The sequence below is a fragment of the Bradyrhizobium sp. dw_411 genome (genome assembly GCF_018449695.1).
Lineage (GTDB): Bacteria > Pseudomonadota > Alphaproteobacteria > Rhizobiales > Xanthobacteraceae > Bradyrhizobium.
Genome location: NZ_JAAVUY010000010.1, coordinates 189,363 through 204,983 on the forward strand (window position 1 = coordinate 189,363; position 15,621 = coordinate 204,983).

Genomic DNA, 15,621 nt, shown 5'->3' on the forward strand with positions numbered 1-15,621 from the left:
CCGCGTCAGGTCGCGGCCGGCTTTGCCTGTCGGTAACGGTTTGTGGCTAGTGATAGCACTGTTATGGGGTCTGGCTTGATTCGATGGGCCGGGCCTGAGTTCGGGCTGAGCGGTGCGATGACATGGTTTCCTCAGATGGGCAGGTCATGACTGCCGGTATGCGGGTGGGCTCGGATCGCTCGGTCGCGATGATGGTGTTCGCTCTGCTGGCGGTCGCGTCGCTCCTACCGGTGCTGCTGACGCCCATTCCGCCGATGGTCGATTATCTCAATCACCTCGCCCGCATGTACATTCTGAGCCGGAACGGCACGCCCGATGCCAACCCGTATTATGAGGTGGCCTGGGCGCTCTATCCCAATCTGGCGATGGATTTGCTGATCCCGCAGATCGCGCGGCTGATCAGCGTCGAAAATGCCACAAGGCTGTTTCTGCTGCTCAGCCAGTTGCTGATCGTCGGCGGCGCGCTGGCGCTGGAGCGGGTCGTGAAGGGACGCGTCCATCTTGCCGGCTTCGCGGCGCTGATGTTCCTCTATTGCCTGCCGTTCACCTGGGGTTTTGTGAATTTCGAATTCGGTCTCGGCGTCGCGCTCTGGGGCATCGCCGTCTATTTGATTTTCGTGGAGCGCGCATCGCCGCTGCGTTTTGCGCTCCACGCGGTTTTCGTCGCGGTATTGTTTACCGCACATTTCTTTGCGCTCGGCGTCTATGGCGCGACGCTGGGGTTCTATGAGCTGTGGCGCGCTCATGACCGGAAGGTGCCGTACCGCGAGGTGATATGGCGGCTTGTGCTGCTCGCCGTCCCGGCAGTGGCCCTGTTCGGGATCATGCAGATAACCGCGGGATCGATCGGCGGCGAAGGCACGACCTGGGCGTTTGAATTCAAGCCGATCTGGCTGTTTCGCATCATGAATGGCTACAATTTGCAGGTGTCGGCGGCCAGTGCGCTGGCGCTGATGGCCGCGCTGTTCGTCGCGGCGCGGCGCGGCTTCCTCAAATTGACGCCGGCCGGAGTGTGGCTCGGAAGCGGCTTTGTGCTGCTTTATCTCGCAATCCCCTCGAGCCTGCTCGGGACTTCATTCGCCGATCTGCGCGTGATCCCCGCCGCGGCCCTGATCCTTCCGGCGTTTGGCTCGCTGTCGTTGCCGGGCCGGCGATGGACCGTGGCGGCACTCGCTATTGTCTGCGCGGTCACATCGGCCAATCTCGCCGTCGTCTATGCGATCTGGCTGCCCTACCGCGCGGACTATGCTTCGATCATCGCGTCGTTCCACAAGATCGACCGCGGTTCGAAGGTGCTCGTCGGAGGCGGCGAGGGCGAGGACCCGCCATTCAACGACCTCACGCAATTTCCGATGTTTTATGCCGCGACGCTGGCGGTCCATTACGCCAATGCCTTTGTGCCCAATTTATTCACCGCGGTGGGCAAGCAGCCGGTGCAGGCGCGCGCCGCGGTCGAGCGCCTTGCGATCCCCTATGGCGGGCCAATGCCGATGCGCGTGCTTGCCGCGATTGCCGCGGGCCGAACATCGCCGGGCATTCCGCCGTTCATCCGCAACTGGACCCGGGATTACGACTACCTCTATGTAGTAGGGTCGCCGGGAGCGAATCCGTTGCCGGACCGGTTAGAGGAGCTGGACCGGTCCGCGCGTTTTGTTCTCTATAAGATCCGCCGCGCGCCTTAGCCGCACCGGAAACTGCCGAAACCGCGCCAAACCAAGCCTTCCTTAACGGTTGCGGCAAGGCCGCCTTAACTATCGGTGTCTAGACTTCCGCCCGTCCAACCCGGGTGGAACCTCTCTTATGGCGACCGATTCCCAGCCGATCAGCTACAGCATCGTGATTCCCGTGTTCAACGAGGAAGCCGTGCTGCCGGTGCTGCTGCGCCGGCTTGACCTGCTGCTCGCCCGGCTCGAAGAACCGGCGGAGGCGATCTTCGTCGATGACGGCAGCAAGGATTCCAGCCCGCTGGTGCTGCAGGACCTCGCCAGGCGCGACCCGCGGTTTCGCTATATCGGCCTGTCGCGTAATTTCGGTCATCAGGTCGCGATCACCGCGGGCATGGACGCCGCGCAGGGCAATGCCATCATCGTGATGGATGCCGACCTGCAGGATCCGCCCGAAATCGTCGAGCAGTTGATCGCGAAATGGAAGGAAGGCTACGACGTCGTCCATGCGCGCCGGCTGTCGCGCGCTGGCGAAAGCCCCTTCAAGCGCGCCACCGCCCATGTGTTCTACCGGCTGCTCGGCAGCATATCCTCGGTCGGCATAAGGGCCGATGTCGGTGACTTCCGCTTGATCGATCGCAAGGTGCTCGACGCGCTGCGCCAGATGCCGGAGCAGGATCGTTTCGTGCGCGGCATGGTCGCCTGGCTCGGCTTCCGCCAGACCGAAGTGACGTTCCATCGCCTGGAGCGCGCCGCCGGCGAAACCAAATATCCGTTGTTCAAGATGGTCCGGCTGGCTTTGAACGCGGCGCTCGGCTTTTCCGACGCGCCGCTGCGGCTGGCAATCTGGTGCGGCCTCGCGGTGTCGGGCCTGGCGGTGCTCTACGGCGGCTGGGTGATGCTGTTATGGCTGACCAACGACAGCCATCTGATCGCCGGCTGGTCTTCGACCATCGTGATCGTGTCGCTGTTGTGCGGCATGAACATGCTGATGACGGGTATTGTCGGATTGTATGTCGGCCGCATCCATGCCGAAGTGAAGCAGCGCCCGCTTTATGTGGTGCAAAAACGATTGGGCTTCGATCGCGAAGAGGCCGTGGCGGCGGGTCCCGCGATCCGCGCCGTGCACGAATAAGCGCGTCATGACCGAGCTCTTCGACAGCTATCGCAGCAACTATCGCGACGTCGTTCAGTCCTCGATCGACTTCTCGGGCCTGCCGCATAGTTTCTTCATGCGCGCCAAGGCCGATTTGTTGCGCGACTTGATCGCGCAGCGGCTCGGGGCGCAAAAGCCCGCGATGCTCGATGTCGGCTGTGGCGTCGGCAGTTTTCATCCCTTGTTGCGCAATATGGTCGGTAGCCTCAGCGGTATCGACGTGTCCTCGGATTGCATTACCCAGGCGCGCATCAATAACTCCGACGTCAACTACCCTGACTTCGACGGCAGGCGTTTTCCCTTCGTGGACGGCCGCTTCGATCTGGTGACCGCGATTTGCGTGATGCACCATGTCGCGCCCGCCGAATGGGCGTATTTCATGAGCGAGATGCGGCGCGTGGTGCGGCCCGGCGGGCTCATCTGCGTCATCGAGCACAATCCGCTCAATCCGCTGACGCGTCTTGCCGTATCGCGCTGTGAATTCGACCGCGACGCCGCCTTGCTCGGCGCCGGCACGGCGCGAAAATTGATGGCGGATGGCGGCTTGCGCGAGATCGGCGCGCGCTATTTCCTGCTGTTGCCCTCGGAGGCGAAGTCCGCGCGCCGCGTCGAAAATGCATTAAGTCGGGTGCCGCTCGGCGCGCAATATGCTGCTTTCGCTACCGTCTAAGCCATTTTCGGCTGAGTTGTTCTCGGCTGAATTGTTCCTGGCTGAATTATTCTCGGGCGCATCGCGCCGCTACGCCGTTGAATGAGGCCGACGATTTCGAGCATCCAGGACATTACCGGGATCGGTGCGCCCCACGGATCGGCTTATTCCGTCAATCCGGGCAAGACGTCGGCCGCGAACCGGCGGCTTGCGATTGGCATAGCCGCCGCGTGTGCAATTGTGGGTCTTGTGCTTCGTTACCTGGTTCGGGAGCACGCCACCAGCGACGCCGTCCAATTTCTGATCCCCTGGTACGCCTTCGCCCGGAATCACGGCATCGAGGCGCTGGGTGAAGCTTTCACCAACTACACGCCGCTCTACAGCTATCTTTTGTTGATCGCAGCCCAATTTGATGGGTTGGGCCAGCCACTCTCCCTGGTGAAGGCGATCTCAGTCGTCTTCGAACTTGGTTGTGCGATCATGGCGGCTCGGATCGTCTGGCAGGCGGCAAAAGTGCCATTACGCGCTGCGCTGGCCTTCTGCGGCGTCTGGCTGGCGCCGACGGTGCTGTTCAACGGCGCCGTGTGGGGACAGGCCGATTCGATCTGGACTTTCTTCACGCTGCTGTCGGTGTCGTTGTTCATGCAGGAGCGAAATGGCGTTCTGCCGTTCGCCGTGGCTTGCGCGGTGAAGGCCCAAGGCGTGTTCCTGGGGCCATTTGTGCTGGGCATGATGTTACGCCGCGGGATTCACTGGGTATGGCTCGCTGCTGTCCCCGTCGTTTATGTGGCCCTCGCTATTCCTGTTTTTCTCGCCGGCAGGCCGTTCGCCTCGGTGTTGCAGGTCTATATGGACCAGGCCGACACCTTTCATCGCCTCACCATGAATGCCCCGAACGTCTGGGTGTTGGCGGCGGGCGTACCGTATCCGGTCGGAATCGTCGTCGGCGTCGTGCTTGCCGCAGCGTGCGGGCTTGCGTTGTCGGTTTTCATTCTGCGTTCCAGACAAGAAGGCCCGGAATTCATCCTGTTGGCCGCGTGCGCCTCTCTCTTGTTCATGCCTTATTTGCTTCCGAAGATGCACGACCGCTACTTCTATGCGTTCGAACTCGCGTCCATCGCGCTGGCCTGTCTCAATCTGCGTTATCTGCCACTCGCGGTGATCGCGCAGGTCGACGGCCTGCTGTGCTATCTCGGGTTCGAGTATGAGATCGTCATGGGCGTGCTGCCGGCCGCGCTCTGCAACACCTTGCTTGGCTTCTATCTTGTGCTTGATCTTTGGCGTGGCGAGCGTGGATTTTGCGTACCGAAGATGGCCTGGCTCGGCTTCGCGGCGTCGATGGCGGGGCTGTTCTCCTATCTGCTCCTCGCCAATCCCGGCGTGGACGCGCCCCCGAGCTTCCTGCTTGTCATGAGTCTTGCCGCAGTCATGGCGCTTACGCTCATGAGCGAGTCACGTCGCGCCCGGGTTTCCGACGCCGTTTGATCCGATCGTTTGCTGGCCTATTTCTGCGGCGCATCGCGCCGCTTGTGCACCACTGCGACGCCATCGCTGTAGACGCGCTGCCAGTCCGGCAGCCGGTCAAGCATCGCGACCGCTGGCGTATTCGGCTCCAGTAGCGTCGCACCGAATTTGTACCGGTCGAGCAATTTGAGCAAATCGTCGAGGTCGGCCAGCGACAAATCGCGATTGTAGCGCTCGATGAATTGGCCGCCATACAATTCGCTGCGGCCGTCGATGAAAGTGGGAATGCCGGCGAAGATCAAATAGCCGCCGAACGAATAATCGTTGAGCACGGGGCCCGCCTTGGTAAGACCGGCGCTGGCCACGGCCGCCGCAGGTGTATTTCGCGGGGCCGGACGTATGTCGCGCACCAGCACGAGCGCGGTCGCCATGATCATCGCACCGAGTACCGCGAGGTTCATGCCTCGCGCCGAGTCGGCGGCGTCCTCGGCCCGTGCGCCGAGCTGCCGCGCCAGCGGTGCCGCGAGATAGAGCGGCGCCAGCATTGCCAGCAGGTCCGCATTGCGTACCTGCGCCAGCGCGAAGTGTATCAGGCCGATTACCACCAGCGCCCGCACCAACGGCAACGTCACCCCGCGCGACAGCGCGAAGATGCCCGCCAGCAGCAGCAACTCGAAGGCGCCGACATGGCCGAAGTCCTGCGGCCGCCATTCCCCGATCCAGCCGAGCGCCTGCCCGGCGCTGAGCGTCGTCAGCGGCATCAGCAGCGGCTCCGGTCCGTAGGGTGTCAGGCAGGACGCCACCAGCGCCAGCGCCGAGAACGGTAGCCAGCGCAATATCACGCGCGGCCATTCGCTACGCTTCTCGTTCAATAGTGACTCGAGCGCGGCGGGCCCAATCAGCCCCAGCCCCAGCACCACGCTACCGTGCAGGTTTGCCCACAGCACCAGCAAGGGAAGCGCCCAATAGGGCGGGGGTGCCCGACGATCCATGCCATGCACCAGCGCCGCGGCCCAGGCCATCATGACAGGCAGTGTCAGCATATGCGGCCGCGCCAGCAGATGCGGCGCCAGCAACACGATCGCCGCAACGACCATCAGCAGCGCCGGAGTCGGCGCCAATTCGCGCAACAAAAAACGCGTCAGCATGCCGATGGCGAGCGCGGCTGCGGCGGCCGCCAGCGCCACGACGCCGGACCAGCCGGCGAGCGTGAACGTCGTCGCATAGATGACTTCCGACAGCCATTCGAACGCGATCCAGGGCTCGCCGGGCATGGAAAAAGAAAAGGGATCGGTGGTCGGCACCGCGCCATGCGCGATGATCCAGCGCCCGACCGCGATATGGGAATAGGTATCGGGATCGTTGAGCAGCCGCGGCCCGAGCGTCAGCAGCAGGACATAGACGCCCGCGCCGGCCAGCCAGGGCAACGCCGCCTGCGCCGGGAACGGTTTAGCCGTGCTGCGGATGACCTCGTCGCTCATGGGCGGCGAAGGTAGAGCGGCAACATTAACCTTTCTTTACCGGGTGCCGCCCGCCGCCGGTGCTGATCGAATTATCCCGCTATTTCAATCGCATACGCGTTCAAAACAGGGCGCCATTTGCGGCTGGTCATCATATGACAGCGCTGCGTCCGGTATGGCCGGTCTCGCATGCAATCACGGCCATGGTGTTTTGGCTTGTCATGGCCTAAAGCACGCCCATCTCAATCACATCCCGGGCCGCGCGCAGTGTATCTGCCGGGCGCGTCAGCTTCGATCCCACCTGGGGTTCGAGGCGCAGTTCGGTATTCCCGGTAAAACACAAATAATAAGGTCGGCCATCTCGTGACATTCTTGACCACAAGCCCGCCGCTTGCCCGAGCCCTGGCGGAGCGCAACTATGATCAGCCGACGCAAGTGCAGACCGCCGTGCTCGCGGACAATGCTGTGGGCCGCGACCTCCTGGTTTCCGCGCAAACCGGCTCGGGCAAGACCGTGGCTTATGGATTGGCGATTGCGAAAGACCTTCTCGGCGATGCCGAGCGGTTCGAGCGGGGGGCCGCGCCACTCGCCTTGATCGTGGCGCCGACGCGTGAGCTCGCGTTGCAGGTCCATCGCGAACTGGAATGGCTTTATCAATATGCCGGCGCCCGTGTCGTTTCCTGTGTGGGCGGCATGGATCCGCGGCGCGAGCAGCGCGAGCTGGCCGAGGGTGCCCACATCGTGGTCGGCACGCCCGGACGGCTGTGCGATCATTTGCGGCGCGGCCGTCTTGACGTCTCGGAACTGAAAGCCGTGGTGCTCGACGAAGCCGACGAGATGCTCGACCTTGGTTTTCGCGAGGATATGGAAATCATCCTCAAGACCACGCCCGATACGCGCCGGACGCTGTTGTTCTCGGCGACACTGCCGCGTGGCATCGTCGCGCTGGCCAAGCAATACCAGCACGAGGCGTTTCGCGTCGAGGTCGCGGGCGATGAAGGCGGCCACGCCGATATCGAATATCGCGCCATTAGAATTGCCGCCGGCGATGTCGAGCATGCGGTGGTCAATGTGCTCAGGTTCTTTGAATCGCCCAGCACGATCGTGTTTTGCAACACGCGCGAGGCTGTGCGCCACTTGCAGGCGACGCTGCTGGAGCGCGGCTTCTCGGTGGTCGCACTGTCAGGCGAATTGACCCAGAACGAACGGACGACAGCGCTGCAGGCGCTGCGCGATGGACGCGCCCGGGTTTGCGTGGCGACCGACGTCGCGGCGCGCGGCATCGATTTGCCGAATCTCGGTCTTGTCGTTCATGCGGATCTGCCGAACGACGCCGAGGTGCTGCAACACCGCTCCGGCCGCACCGGGCGTGCGGGCCGCAAGGGCGTCAGTGTCCTCCTGGTAGTGCCGGCGCGCAGGCGGCGTGCGGAATTGCTGCTCAATCTCGCAGGGATCGATGCGGTCTGGGGCACGGCGCCGACCGCTGAAGAAATCCGCAAGCTCGATCAGGAGCGCATGCTGCAAGCGGATCTATTCGCGCAGGAAGCCACCGCCGAAGATCTGACCCTCGCGAAGATGTTGCTCGCCGAGCGCTCGCCCGAGGATGTCGCGGCCGCATTGGCGCGATTGTACCGGGCGCGGCTGCCATCGCCCGAGGACATTCTCGATCCCGGGCAACATTCCAGCCGATCGCGCGACGATCGCGGCCGGGACAAAGATGGCAGACCGCCACGCGGCGGCGACCGCGATGCCGGGCCGCGCGCGAAGACGGGAAAATCGTCGCCGCGTCACGTCATGGCCGAAGGCAGCGTGTGGTTTCGGGCTGCGATCGGACGGCGGAAAAACGCCGAAGCGCGCTGGCTATTGCCGATGATCTGCCGCCGCGGTGGTATCGACAAGCAGGACATCGGCGCGATCCGCATCATGGATACCACCACCGAGTTCGAAATCTCGCAGCGGGTCGTCGATTCCTTCACCGCCAAGATCAAGCGGCCCGACAAGGAAGACAATATCCGTATCGAACTGCTCGGCGATGCGCCGCAGGGGGAGTCACCCCAAAGTCAGTCGCCGCAGGAAAAGCGTCCGCACACGCGACGTGAAAATGAAGACACCGGCCGCGACGCGCGTCAGAGCGATGAATTCCGCGACGAGCGAAAGCCGAAGCACCACGGTAAGTCTCACAGCGACAAGCCGTATGAAGGCAAGCCCTACGCGGGCAAACCGCGCGACAACAAACCTTACGAGGGCAAATCTTTCGAAGGTAGGCCTCGCGATGACAGACCGCGCGATAGCAAGCCTTACGAAGGCAAACCCCACAGCGACAGTCGCGCGCGATTCGACAAGGACGCGGACCACAAGAAAAAGCGGCCCCCGCACCATGCCGGAGAGTCACGGTTTGCCGGCGCGCCTGCGGGAAAGCCCGGATTCAAAAAGAAAGCCAAGAAGAAACATCGCGGCTAAACCTAGCGCGGGATGGCATTAGGTTGAATCGGTCCACTTCACCTCTCCCCTTGTGGGAGAGGTCGGATCGCATCGTCAGATGCGATCCGGGTGAGGGGTTAAGCTCCATCGATAGACCGTAACCCCTCACCCCAACCCTCTCCCACAAGGGGAGAGGGGGCGCACCTTCGCTGCCGTTGCAGATCGATCTAATCTCATCCTGCTCTACAAAAACCGCGTCGGCCACATCATGGTGCGCCACATATGCGCGGACGGGCTGTTGTCGAGGCCGAGGCCTTCCTTTGGCTGCTTGAAATGCCGGCCGATGATATCCGTGAAGTCCTCCAGGTCGACCTTGGCATCGGGGTCGAATGAATAGAGGTCGTTGAGCGTGATCAGGCGGCCCGTCATATAGTATTTGTGAGCCCGCGCGCGTTTATATTCATCGACCACGTAAGGTTCGGGCTGAAAATCGGGACCGAACCATTTCGTGTAGGCTTCCGGATATTGGTAGCCGACGGATTCGTCCGGAAAGAAACGCAGCGCCTGATGGGCGCGCACCGCCCAGCTTATTTCCTCGTCCACATAAGGCTCGATCATTTGGGCGCCCCAATAGCCGTGGTCGCAGCGGATGAAACCCGACACCGCGACGTCGTGCAGCAGGCAGGCGAGGATGACCTTCTCGCTATGGCCGGCCTTTTTGGCGAGCGCGGCGCTCTGCAGTAAATGCGCGGTCGAGGTGAAACGGCTTTTGAAATAGTCGATCAGCGTGGGCTTGGCCGGCATTTTTGGAAGACGCCGGTCTTCCTTCATGACCAGGAATTTGCCGGGATTGCGCGCCAGCACCTCGCCGGTGTCATCGTTGGTCTTTCCGTCGGCGAGATTGAACAACGCCGACTTGATGACGATGCGCTCGAGCTCATGCGTCATGTGCTCTTCGAGCGCGTCGGCGCGTTCGGACAAAGTCATCGCATGCGCGTGATCATTCATCTCGACCTCCTCGCGGTACGGCGATCGGGGAACGTGCTACGGAATCTTCAGCCGAATCGAAGCTGTATCGCCGTGAAGACATTCTATCAGAATCATCGGACGGATTCGCGGCTTTCACGCAAGCTTGTCCCCGACGCCTGCATGTTTTGTAAGCAAGTAGAAATTTAATTTCGTTCAAAGGCGTCGACGCGAAAGAACCTCGCGTCTTATTTCTCCGCCAACCGCACCTCGACCGAGCCGATCGGCGCCAGCTCAAAACGATACGTCGCGTCTTCGGTTGGAAAGATCGTTTTAATCACGCTGCCGGTCATCACGATCTGGCCGGCTTTCAGCCCGACGCCGCGCGACGCCAGTTGCGTCGCCAGCCACGCGACCGAATTGAAGGGATGGCCAAGAATGTCGCGGCCGTGGCCTTCGCCGATTGCGCCACCATCCCTTGTCGCGCGTCCCAATACGCTTTCGAGATCGGGCCACGTTGTCGCGAATTCCGACAGCACGATGCCGGCGTTCCAGGAATTGTCCGCGACCAGCGAGCGCACATCGAGATGGGCATAGTCCGCGCTGCGATCGTCGACGAGTTCGATGGCGGCGCAGACGCCGTCGATGTGCGGCCGGATCGCTTCGGCGGTCAGCGGCGCGCTCGTGGCCGGGATATCCGATTTGATGCGGACCGCGATTTCGAATTCGAGGCCGAGACGCCCGAAATCCGAACGTTTGATGGTCGCGCCTGATCGGTGCAAGCGGCTTTTGAGCACGACACCCGCGATCGGATGGTCGATGCCGCAAAACGCCTGCATCGTCGCCGACGTCAGCCCGACCTTATAGCCGACGGGGGCGCCAAGCTCACGTTGCAGAAGCGCGACGTAGCGGTCCTGGATGTCGTAGGCGCCAGTGATCGCAGCGGGTGCGTCCGGCGGACTGAGCGTCTTGAATTGCCGATTGGCCTTGTGTTCAGCCAGCAACCAGTCGGCTGCACGCCGGGCCGCGATCTCTTCCATGGACGTTCTCCCTTTTGCGCGATCCTAACGCGCCCAGGGATTCGCGGCCATGATAATCTGTCGCGCGTCAATGCGCGCCGGCTCCGCTGGCGCCTTTCACTTTCCGGGTCAGCAACACGGCGATCGCGGAGACCACCAGCAACGCGCCGAGCACCACGAACGCATCGCTGAAACCCATCACCAGCGCCTGATGCTTGACGGCATTGCCGAGCGCCACGATTGCCCGCTGATGGGCGGCCGCGGGATCGGAAACGCCGTGGGACAAGAAATAGTCAGTCATCGCGGCGATCCGGTTGCGCACTTCCTCGCGGCCGAGCGTCACGGATTGTCCGATGATATTGGAATGAAACTGCTCGCGCTTGGTGATCACGGTCGCCAGTACGGCCGTTCCGATCGCGCCGCCGAGATTGCGCAACATATTGCTGATCCCGGAAGCCGCCGCGGCATCCTGCGGCGCGATGTCGCCTGTGGTCACCGAGGTCAGCGGCGTCAGTACCATGGCCTGGCCGATGGCACGCACGATATTGGGAATCCAGAACTGATCGCCAGCATAGTCCGGCGACATCGTCGTGTTCATGAAGCAACTGGCGGCAAAGATCATCAGGCCGACAAAAGCGATGTAACGGGTGTCGAAGCGCTTCATCAACTGCGGCACCAGCGGGATCAAAATGAGCTGCGGCAGTCCGGTCCATGCCAGCACCGAACCGATTTGTTCGGCGTTATAGCCTTGCGCCTCGCCGAGATAGGCCGGCAGCATATAGACCGAGCCGAACAGCGCGAAACCCAGCAACGTCATCGCGATCGTGCCGAAGCCAAAATTGCGTCCTTTCAGCAGACGTAGCTGGATCAGCGGCTTTTCGGCCGTCAGCTCGATCCAGACGAACAGGCTCAGGCTGACCACGGCTACGGCGGCAAGCCGCAGGATGAAGGGCGAGGCGAACCAGTCGTCCTTGTTGCCTTCCTCGAGCACGGTCTGCAATGCGGACAAGCCGATCGCCATGGTCGCGATGCCGGCCCAGTCGCCCTCCTTCAGAAGCTTGAGCTGCATCGGCTGGCGCTCCAGCGTCGCATAGAGCGCGGCCACCATTACGGCGGTCGGGATCACATTGACAAAGAAGATCGTCCGCCAGCCGTAATTCTCGGTCAGATAGCCGCCGATGGTCGGGCCGATCGCGGGCGCGAAAGTGACGGACAGCGCGAAGATCGCCAGTCCGACCGGCTGCTGGGCCTTCGGCAGCTTGGTTAGCACCAGCGTGAACGCCATCGGGATCAGCACGCCGCCGGCAAACCCCTGCAGGCCGCGCGTGGCGATCATCGACGGCAGATCGTGGGTGAACGAACAGGCGACTGAGAACACCGCGAACAGCGTCGCGCTCACCAGCATATAGATGCGGAAGGAAAATACCCGGCTCAGATAATCGGTGAGCGGGATCACGATGATCTCGCCAATCAGATACGACGTCGAGATCCACGATCCATTATCGACGCCGGTTCCGATGCCGCCTTCGATATTGAGCAGGGAGGCGTTGGTGATCTGGATGTTCAGGATCGCCATGAACGAACCGATCATGGCCGCGAGCACGGCGATCCAGGTCGTGAGGCTGGCGCGGTCCGGATCGGCCGCGGTTGGTTTAGATGTGGTGAGCGAGATCGGCTGCGCGGACATCGAGGCGGACGGGCTCTGAAGGGACATGGCACACTCCTGAAATCGTCGTGGGCGTTTTAGTGGCGGCGAGGCGGGCAGGGCTCGATGAGCGCGTCTCGATGCTGGGAATGACCGACATGCCCGGCCGAAGCTCAAGCGGCGATGGGCCGTTGCCGTCGAGCGCGATCCTGACGGGGATGCGCTGCACCACCTTGGTGAAATTGCCGGTGGCGTTGTCCGGCGGCAGCAAAGCGAATTCCTGGCCGCTGGCCGGCGCGATGCTGTCGACATGGCCGTGGACGATTTTGCCCGGGAAGGTGTCGACGGTGATGTCGACGGCCTGGCCTTCACGCACGTCGGTGAGCTGCGTTTCCTTGTAATTGGCCACCACATAGGCGCCCTCGACCGGCACCACCGACATCAATTGCGTACCGGCCTGCACGTACTGGCCGAGGCGCAGCGTGCGGTTGCCGACCACGCCATCGATCGGCGCTGTGATGGTGGTGTAGCCGAGATTGAGTCCGGCCTGATCTTCGACGGCTTCGGCGCGGGCGGCGGCGGCCTTGGTCTGGACGATCTCGGCGTTGAGCAGATCGACCTGCTTCAATGCGGAAGCGAGATTGGCGGTATCGCGCGCCAGCGTCGCGTTGGCGCCGGCGATGCGCGCTTGCGCCTGTTGCGCATTCTGCACGCTGCCCGAACCATTCGCGGCCAGATCCGTGTAGCGCTTGTTGTCCTGCGCGGCGAACGTCACATTGGCCTGATCGACCAAAATGGTCGCCTTGGCGGCGTCGATCACGGCCTGCTGGACTTCGAGCTGGGCCTGTTTGCTGGCGATCATCGCCTTGGCGGCGCCGACATCGGCCTTGGCCTGATCGAGCGCGACCCGGTAGTCGCGGTTGTCGATCCGCGCCAGCACCTGGCCGGCCTTGACGCGCTCATTGTCCCTGACCAGCACCTCCTGCAGATAGCCCGGAACCTTGGGCGCGATGGTGGTGCTGTCGGCCTTGACGTAGGCGTCGTCGGTGGAGACCAGATATTGGCCGACGGTCCAGTAATCCCAGCCATACCAGCTCGCGCCTGCCAGCACGGCAATCGCCGCTCCCGTCATTAAGAGCTTGCGAAAGTTGAACTTTTTGCTCGCTGCCGGCGGCGCGGCGGCGGTGGTCGCTTCGGCCCGGCTCAAAGGCGCTACGGCCTCGATGAAGTTGGCGGTCGGGACCGGCTGCTCGGCCCGGAACGAAGTGGAATGGACGGTCATGGCGGCTCTCCCAGTGGGTTTCTCCGACATGGAGAATTAGGAAACTTGACAATTTCCAAAATAGACCCGATATTGAAACTGTCAATAGGATGACTGGCATCATATAAAAGCATGGCTAGAGCGGAAACTTTCCCCGAGCGTCCGGGACGCGGCCGTCCTCAATTGCGGTCCGACGAGGAGACGCGAGCGATCATCTACGACGCCGCACGGCACGAATTCGCCGCCAACGGCTATGCCGCGACCAGCACCGAAACGGTGGCCCGCCGCGCCGGCATCTCCACCAAGACATTGTATCGGCTGGTCCCGAACAAGGCGGCGCTGTTCGAGTCGATGGTGTCCAATCGCCTGGACCAGCTTGCGCATGCACTCGACGTGACCTTGAGCGCCGGCGACGGAGCAGATATCGAAACCGCGCTCACCACCGCGCTGATGTTCTGCGCCGAAGTGTCGCTTGACCCTGAAGTCGTCGCGCTGCAGCGTTTCGTGCTGCAGGAATCCAGCCAGTTCTCGGATCTCGCCACGACGTTCTATCGCAACGGCGCCCTGCGCCTGATCGCGGCGCTCGCGGACTGGCTGCGGATCCAGATCCAGCGCGGCCGGCTCAAACTCGACGATCCCAATGAGGCCGCCGGCATTCTGATCGGCATGGTGGCGTCGGCGCCGCAACGCGCCGCGGTCTATGGCGGTGTGCCGCTGCCGTCGCGTTCGCAGATCGAGCGGCGGGTCAAATTCTGCGCTTCATTGTTCCTGAAAGGCTGCCGCGCACCGGATTAGTCCGTGAGTTTCACCCTGGCCGTTACCGAAAGACCAGGGCGCAATGCGTCGGCCATCTTCTGGCCGGGATCGAACCGGATGCGCACCGGGACTCGCTGAACGATCTTGGTGAAATTGCCGGTGCCGGGCTCGAATGGCAGCAGCGAGAAGCTCGACCCGGAGCCGGGCGCGAAACTCTCGACCGTTCCGTGCAGGGAAGGGCCGCGCAGGGCGTCGACATCGATCGTTGCATGTTGTCCAGGCAGCATGCGTGCGGTCTGGGTCTCCTTGAAGTTGGCCGTCACATACAGCGCATGAAGCGGCACCAAGGTGAGCAGCCGCGAGCCGGGCTGCACGTAATCGCCGACGCGGACCTGGCGATCGCCGACAACCCCGTCGATCGGCGCCTGAATGGTCGCATGACGCTGATCCTGCAGCGCCAGATTAAGTGCGGCTTTGGCCTGGGCAATCCGCGCTTGCGCAATTTGAACGGCGGCGAGGAGACTGGGGCGCCTGGCGTGCGCGACGTTGACGCCTTCCTGCGCCACGTCGAGATTCGCGTGCGCTCGGGCTGCGTCCTGTTCCGCCGATACTGCCGCCGCTGAAAATCGATCGGCGTCGCTGCGCGCGACCGCGCCGCCTGTCACCAGCGAATCGTAACGCCTGCGGTCCGCATCGGCGCGGGTGAATTGAGCCTGCGCCGATCGGATCGAGGTTTCGGCGGCTGCCACGTTGGCGGAGGCGAGTCGTTCTTCGGCATCCAGCGAAATCAGCGCGCCTTGCGCCGCGGCCTCGCCGCCCTCGGCATTGGCGAGATCGGCGCGCGCTGCTGCAACCCTGGCGTCGAATTCCTCGGGATCGATCCGCACCAGCACTTCGCCGGCCTTGACGGTCTGGTTATCCCTGACCAGCACTTCGGCAATCAGCCCCCGCACCTGGGGCGCAACGGCGGTGATATCGGCGCCGATATAGGCGTCATCGGTGCTTTCGCTCGAGGGAGGCAGCGCGATCCACACGGCCCCGCCGATGGCGACCGCGAGCGCAACCACCGACGCCATTACCGTGCGGCGCGACGGAAGAAATGACCTCCGCGGTTTCTGCGCCTCGATCGCGGCGGCGTTCGTTATCGCGTCCATTCAGGC

At 62.9% G+C, this 15,621-nt stretch carries 12 protein-coding genes; 6 read left to right on the forward strand and 6 right to left on the reverse strand.

Translation table 11 applies throughout. The features are described 5' to 3' along the window. The first annotated feature begins 146 nt into the window (after positions 1-146). The 4 genes from HB676_RS18930 to HB676_RS18945 all read left to right on the forward strand — a co-directional run bounded on the left by HB676_RS18930 (position 147) and on the right by HB676_RS18945 (position 4,954). Positions 147-1,682 (forward strand): hypothetical protein, encoded by a 1,536-nt coding sequence (locus tag HB676_RS18930; protein ID WP_249780327.1) that lies wholly within the window; start codon positions 147-149, stop codon positions 1,680-1,682. Positions 1,683-1,800: 118 nt separating this feature from the next. After that, entirely contained in the window at positions 1,801-2,799 is a 999-nt protein-coding gene (locus HB676_RS18935) for a glycosyltransferase family 2 protein (RefSeq protein ID WP_213739404.1), read from the forward strand. Between the two features lie 7 nt (positions 2,800-2,806). Then, a complete protein-coding gene (locus tag HB676_RS18940) occupies positions 2,807-3,490 on the forward strand; it encodes a class I SAM-dependent methyltransferase (protein WP_213739405.1) in 684 nt (227 codons plus the stop codon). An 81-nt stretch (positions 3,491-3,571) separates the two neighbouring features. Continuing rightward, complete coding sequence (locus HB676_RS18945) at positions 3,572-4,954, forward strand: hypothetical protein (protein ID WP_213739406.1); 1,383 nt, start codon at positions 3,572-3,574, stop codon at positions 4,952-4,954. 17 nt (positions 4,955-4,971) lie between these two features. Here the strand turns inward: HB676_RS18945 and HB676_RS18950 are convergent, their stop codons facing one another. Further along, the gene (locus HB676_RS18950; protein ID WP_213739408.1) at positions 4,972-6,414 is read right to left on the reverse strand and encodes a hypothetical protein; all 1,443 of its coding nucleotides are present in this window, start codon (positions 6,412-6,414) and stop codon (positions 4,972-4,974) included. A gap of 342 nt (positions 6,415-6,756) precedes the next feature. On the opposite strand from HB676_RS18950, the gene HB676_RS18955 reads away from it, so the two are divergent. Further along, the gene (locus tag HB676_RS18955) at positions 6,757-8,853 is read left to right on the forward strand and encodes a DEAD/DEAH box helicase (RefSeq protein WP_213739409.1); all 2,097 of its coding nucleotides are present in this window, start codon (positions 6,757-6,759) and stop codon (positions 8,851-8,853) included. 204 nt (positions 8,854-9,057) lie between these two features. On the opposite strand, the gene HB676_RS18960 is transcribed toward HB676_RS18955, so the two are convergent. From HB676_RS18960 to HB676_RS18975, 4 genes are all read right to left on the reverse strand, one after another. Next, positions 9,058-9,822 (reverse strand): HD domain-containing protein, encoded by a 765-nt coding sequence (locus HB676_RS18960; protein ID WP_213739410.1) that lies wholly within the window; start codon positions 9,820-9,822, stop codon positions 9,058-9,060. Positions 9,823-10,028: 206 nt separating this feature from the next. Next, positions 10,029-10,820, reverse strand: a complete 792-nt coding sequence (locus HB676_RS18965; protein WP_213739411.1) for a fumarylacetoacetate hydrolase family protein — start codon at positions 10,818-10,820, stop codon at positions 10,029-10,031. 67 nt (positions 10,821-10,887) lie between these two features. Further along, on the reverse strand, positions 10,888-12,486 hold the full coding sequence (locus tag HB676_RS18970) for a DHA2 family efflux MFS transporter permease subunit (RefSeq protein ID WP_213739570.1): 1,599 nt from the start codon (positions 12,484-12,486) through the stop codon (positions 10,888-10,890). After that, complete coding sequence (locus HB676_RS18975) at positions 12,452-13,726, reverse strand: HlyD family secretion protein (RefSeq protein WP_213739412.1); 1,275 nt, start codon at positions 13,724-13,726, stop codon at positions 12,452-12,454. The genes HB676_RS18970 and HB676_RS18975 overlap by 35 nt, the downstream gene beginning before the upstream one ends. Positions 13,727-13,837: 111 nt before the next feature. On the opposite strand from HB676_RS18975, the gene HB676_RS18980 reads away from it, so the two are divergent. After that, a complete protein-coding gene (locus HB676_RS18980) occupies positions 13,838-14,500 on the forward strand; it encodes a TetR/AcrR family transcriptional regulator (protein ID WP_213739413.1) in 663 nt (220 codons plus the stop codon). Here HB676_RS18980 and HB676_RS18985 read toward each other — a convergent pair. Continuing rightward, positions 14,497-15,615, reverse strand: a complete 1,119-nt coding sequence (locus HB676_RS18985; protein WP_213739414.1) for an HlyD family secretion protein — start codon at positions 15,613-15,615, stop codon at positions 14,497-14,499. The genes HB676_RS18980 and HB676_RS18985 overlap by 4 nt on opposite strands. Positions 15,616-15,621: the final 6 nt, after the last annotated feature.

What these genes read in the sequence shown, in the direction of transcription:
- HB676_RS18970 (WP_213739570.1), bottom strand. Translation starts at nt 12,486, where the DNA reads ATGTCCGCGCAGCCGATCTCGCTCACCACATCTAAACCAACCGCGGCC.
- HB676_RS18935 (WP_213739404.1), top strand. Translation starts at nt 1,801, where the DNA reads ATGGCGACCGATTCCCAGCCGATCAGCTACAGCATCGTGATTCCCGTG.
- HB676_RS18940 (WP_213739405.1), top strand. Translation starts at nt 2,807, where the DNA reads ATGACCGAGCTCTTCGACAGCTATCGCAGCAACTATCGCGACGTCGTT.
- HB676_RS18960 (WP_213739410.1), bottom strand. Translation starts at nt 9,822, where the DNA reads ATGAATGATCACGCGCATGCGATGACTTTGTCCGAACGCGCCGACGCG.
- HB676_RS18950 (WP_213739408.1), bottom strand. Translation starts at nt 6,414, where the DNA reads ATGAGCGACGAGGTCATCCGCAGCACGGCTAAACCGTTCCCGGCGCAG.
- HB676_RS18985 (WP_213739414.1), bottom strand. Translation starts at nt 15,615, where the DNA reads ATGGACGCGATAACGAACGCCGCCGCGATCGAGGCGCAGAAACCGCGG.
- HB676_RS18945 (WP_213739406.1), top strand. Translation starts at nt 3,572, where the DNA reads ATGAGGCCGACGATTTCGAGCATCCAGGACATTACCGGGATCGGTGCG.
- HB676_RS18980 (WP_213739413.1), top strand. Translation starts at nt 13,838, where the DNA reads ATGGCTAGAGCGGAAACTTTCCCCGAGCGTCCGGGACGCGGCCGTCCT.
- HB676_RS18975 (WP_213739412.1), bottom strand. Translation starts at nt 13,726, where the DNA reads ATGACCGTCCATTCCACTTCGTTCCGGGCCGAGCAGCCGGTCCCGACC.
- HB676_RS18930 (WP_249780327.1), top strand. Translation starts at nt 147, where the DNA reads ATGACTGCCGGTATGCGGGTGGGCTCGGATCGCTCGGTCGCGATGATG.
- HB676_RS18965 (WP_213739411.1), bottom strand. Translation starts at nt 10,820, where the DNA reads ATGGAAGAGATCGCGGCCCGGCGTGCAGCCGACTGGTTGCTGGCTGAA.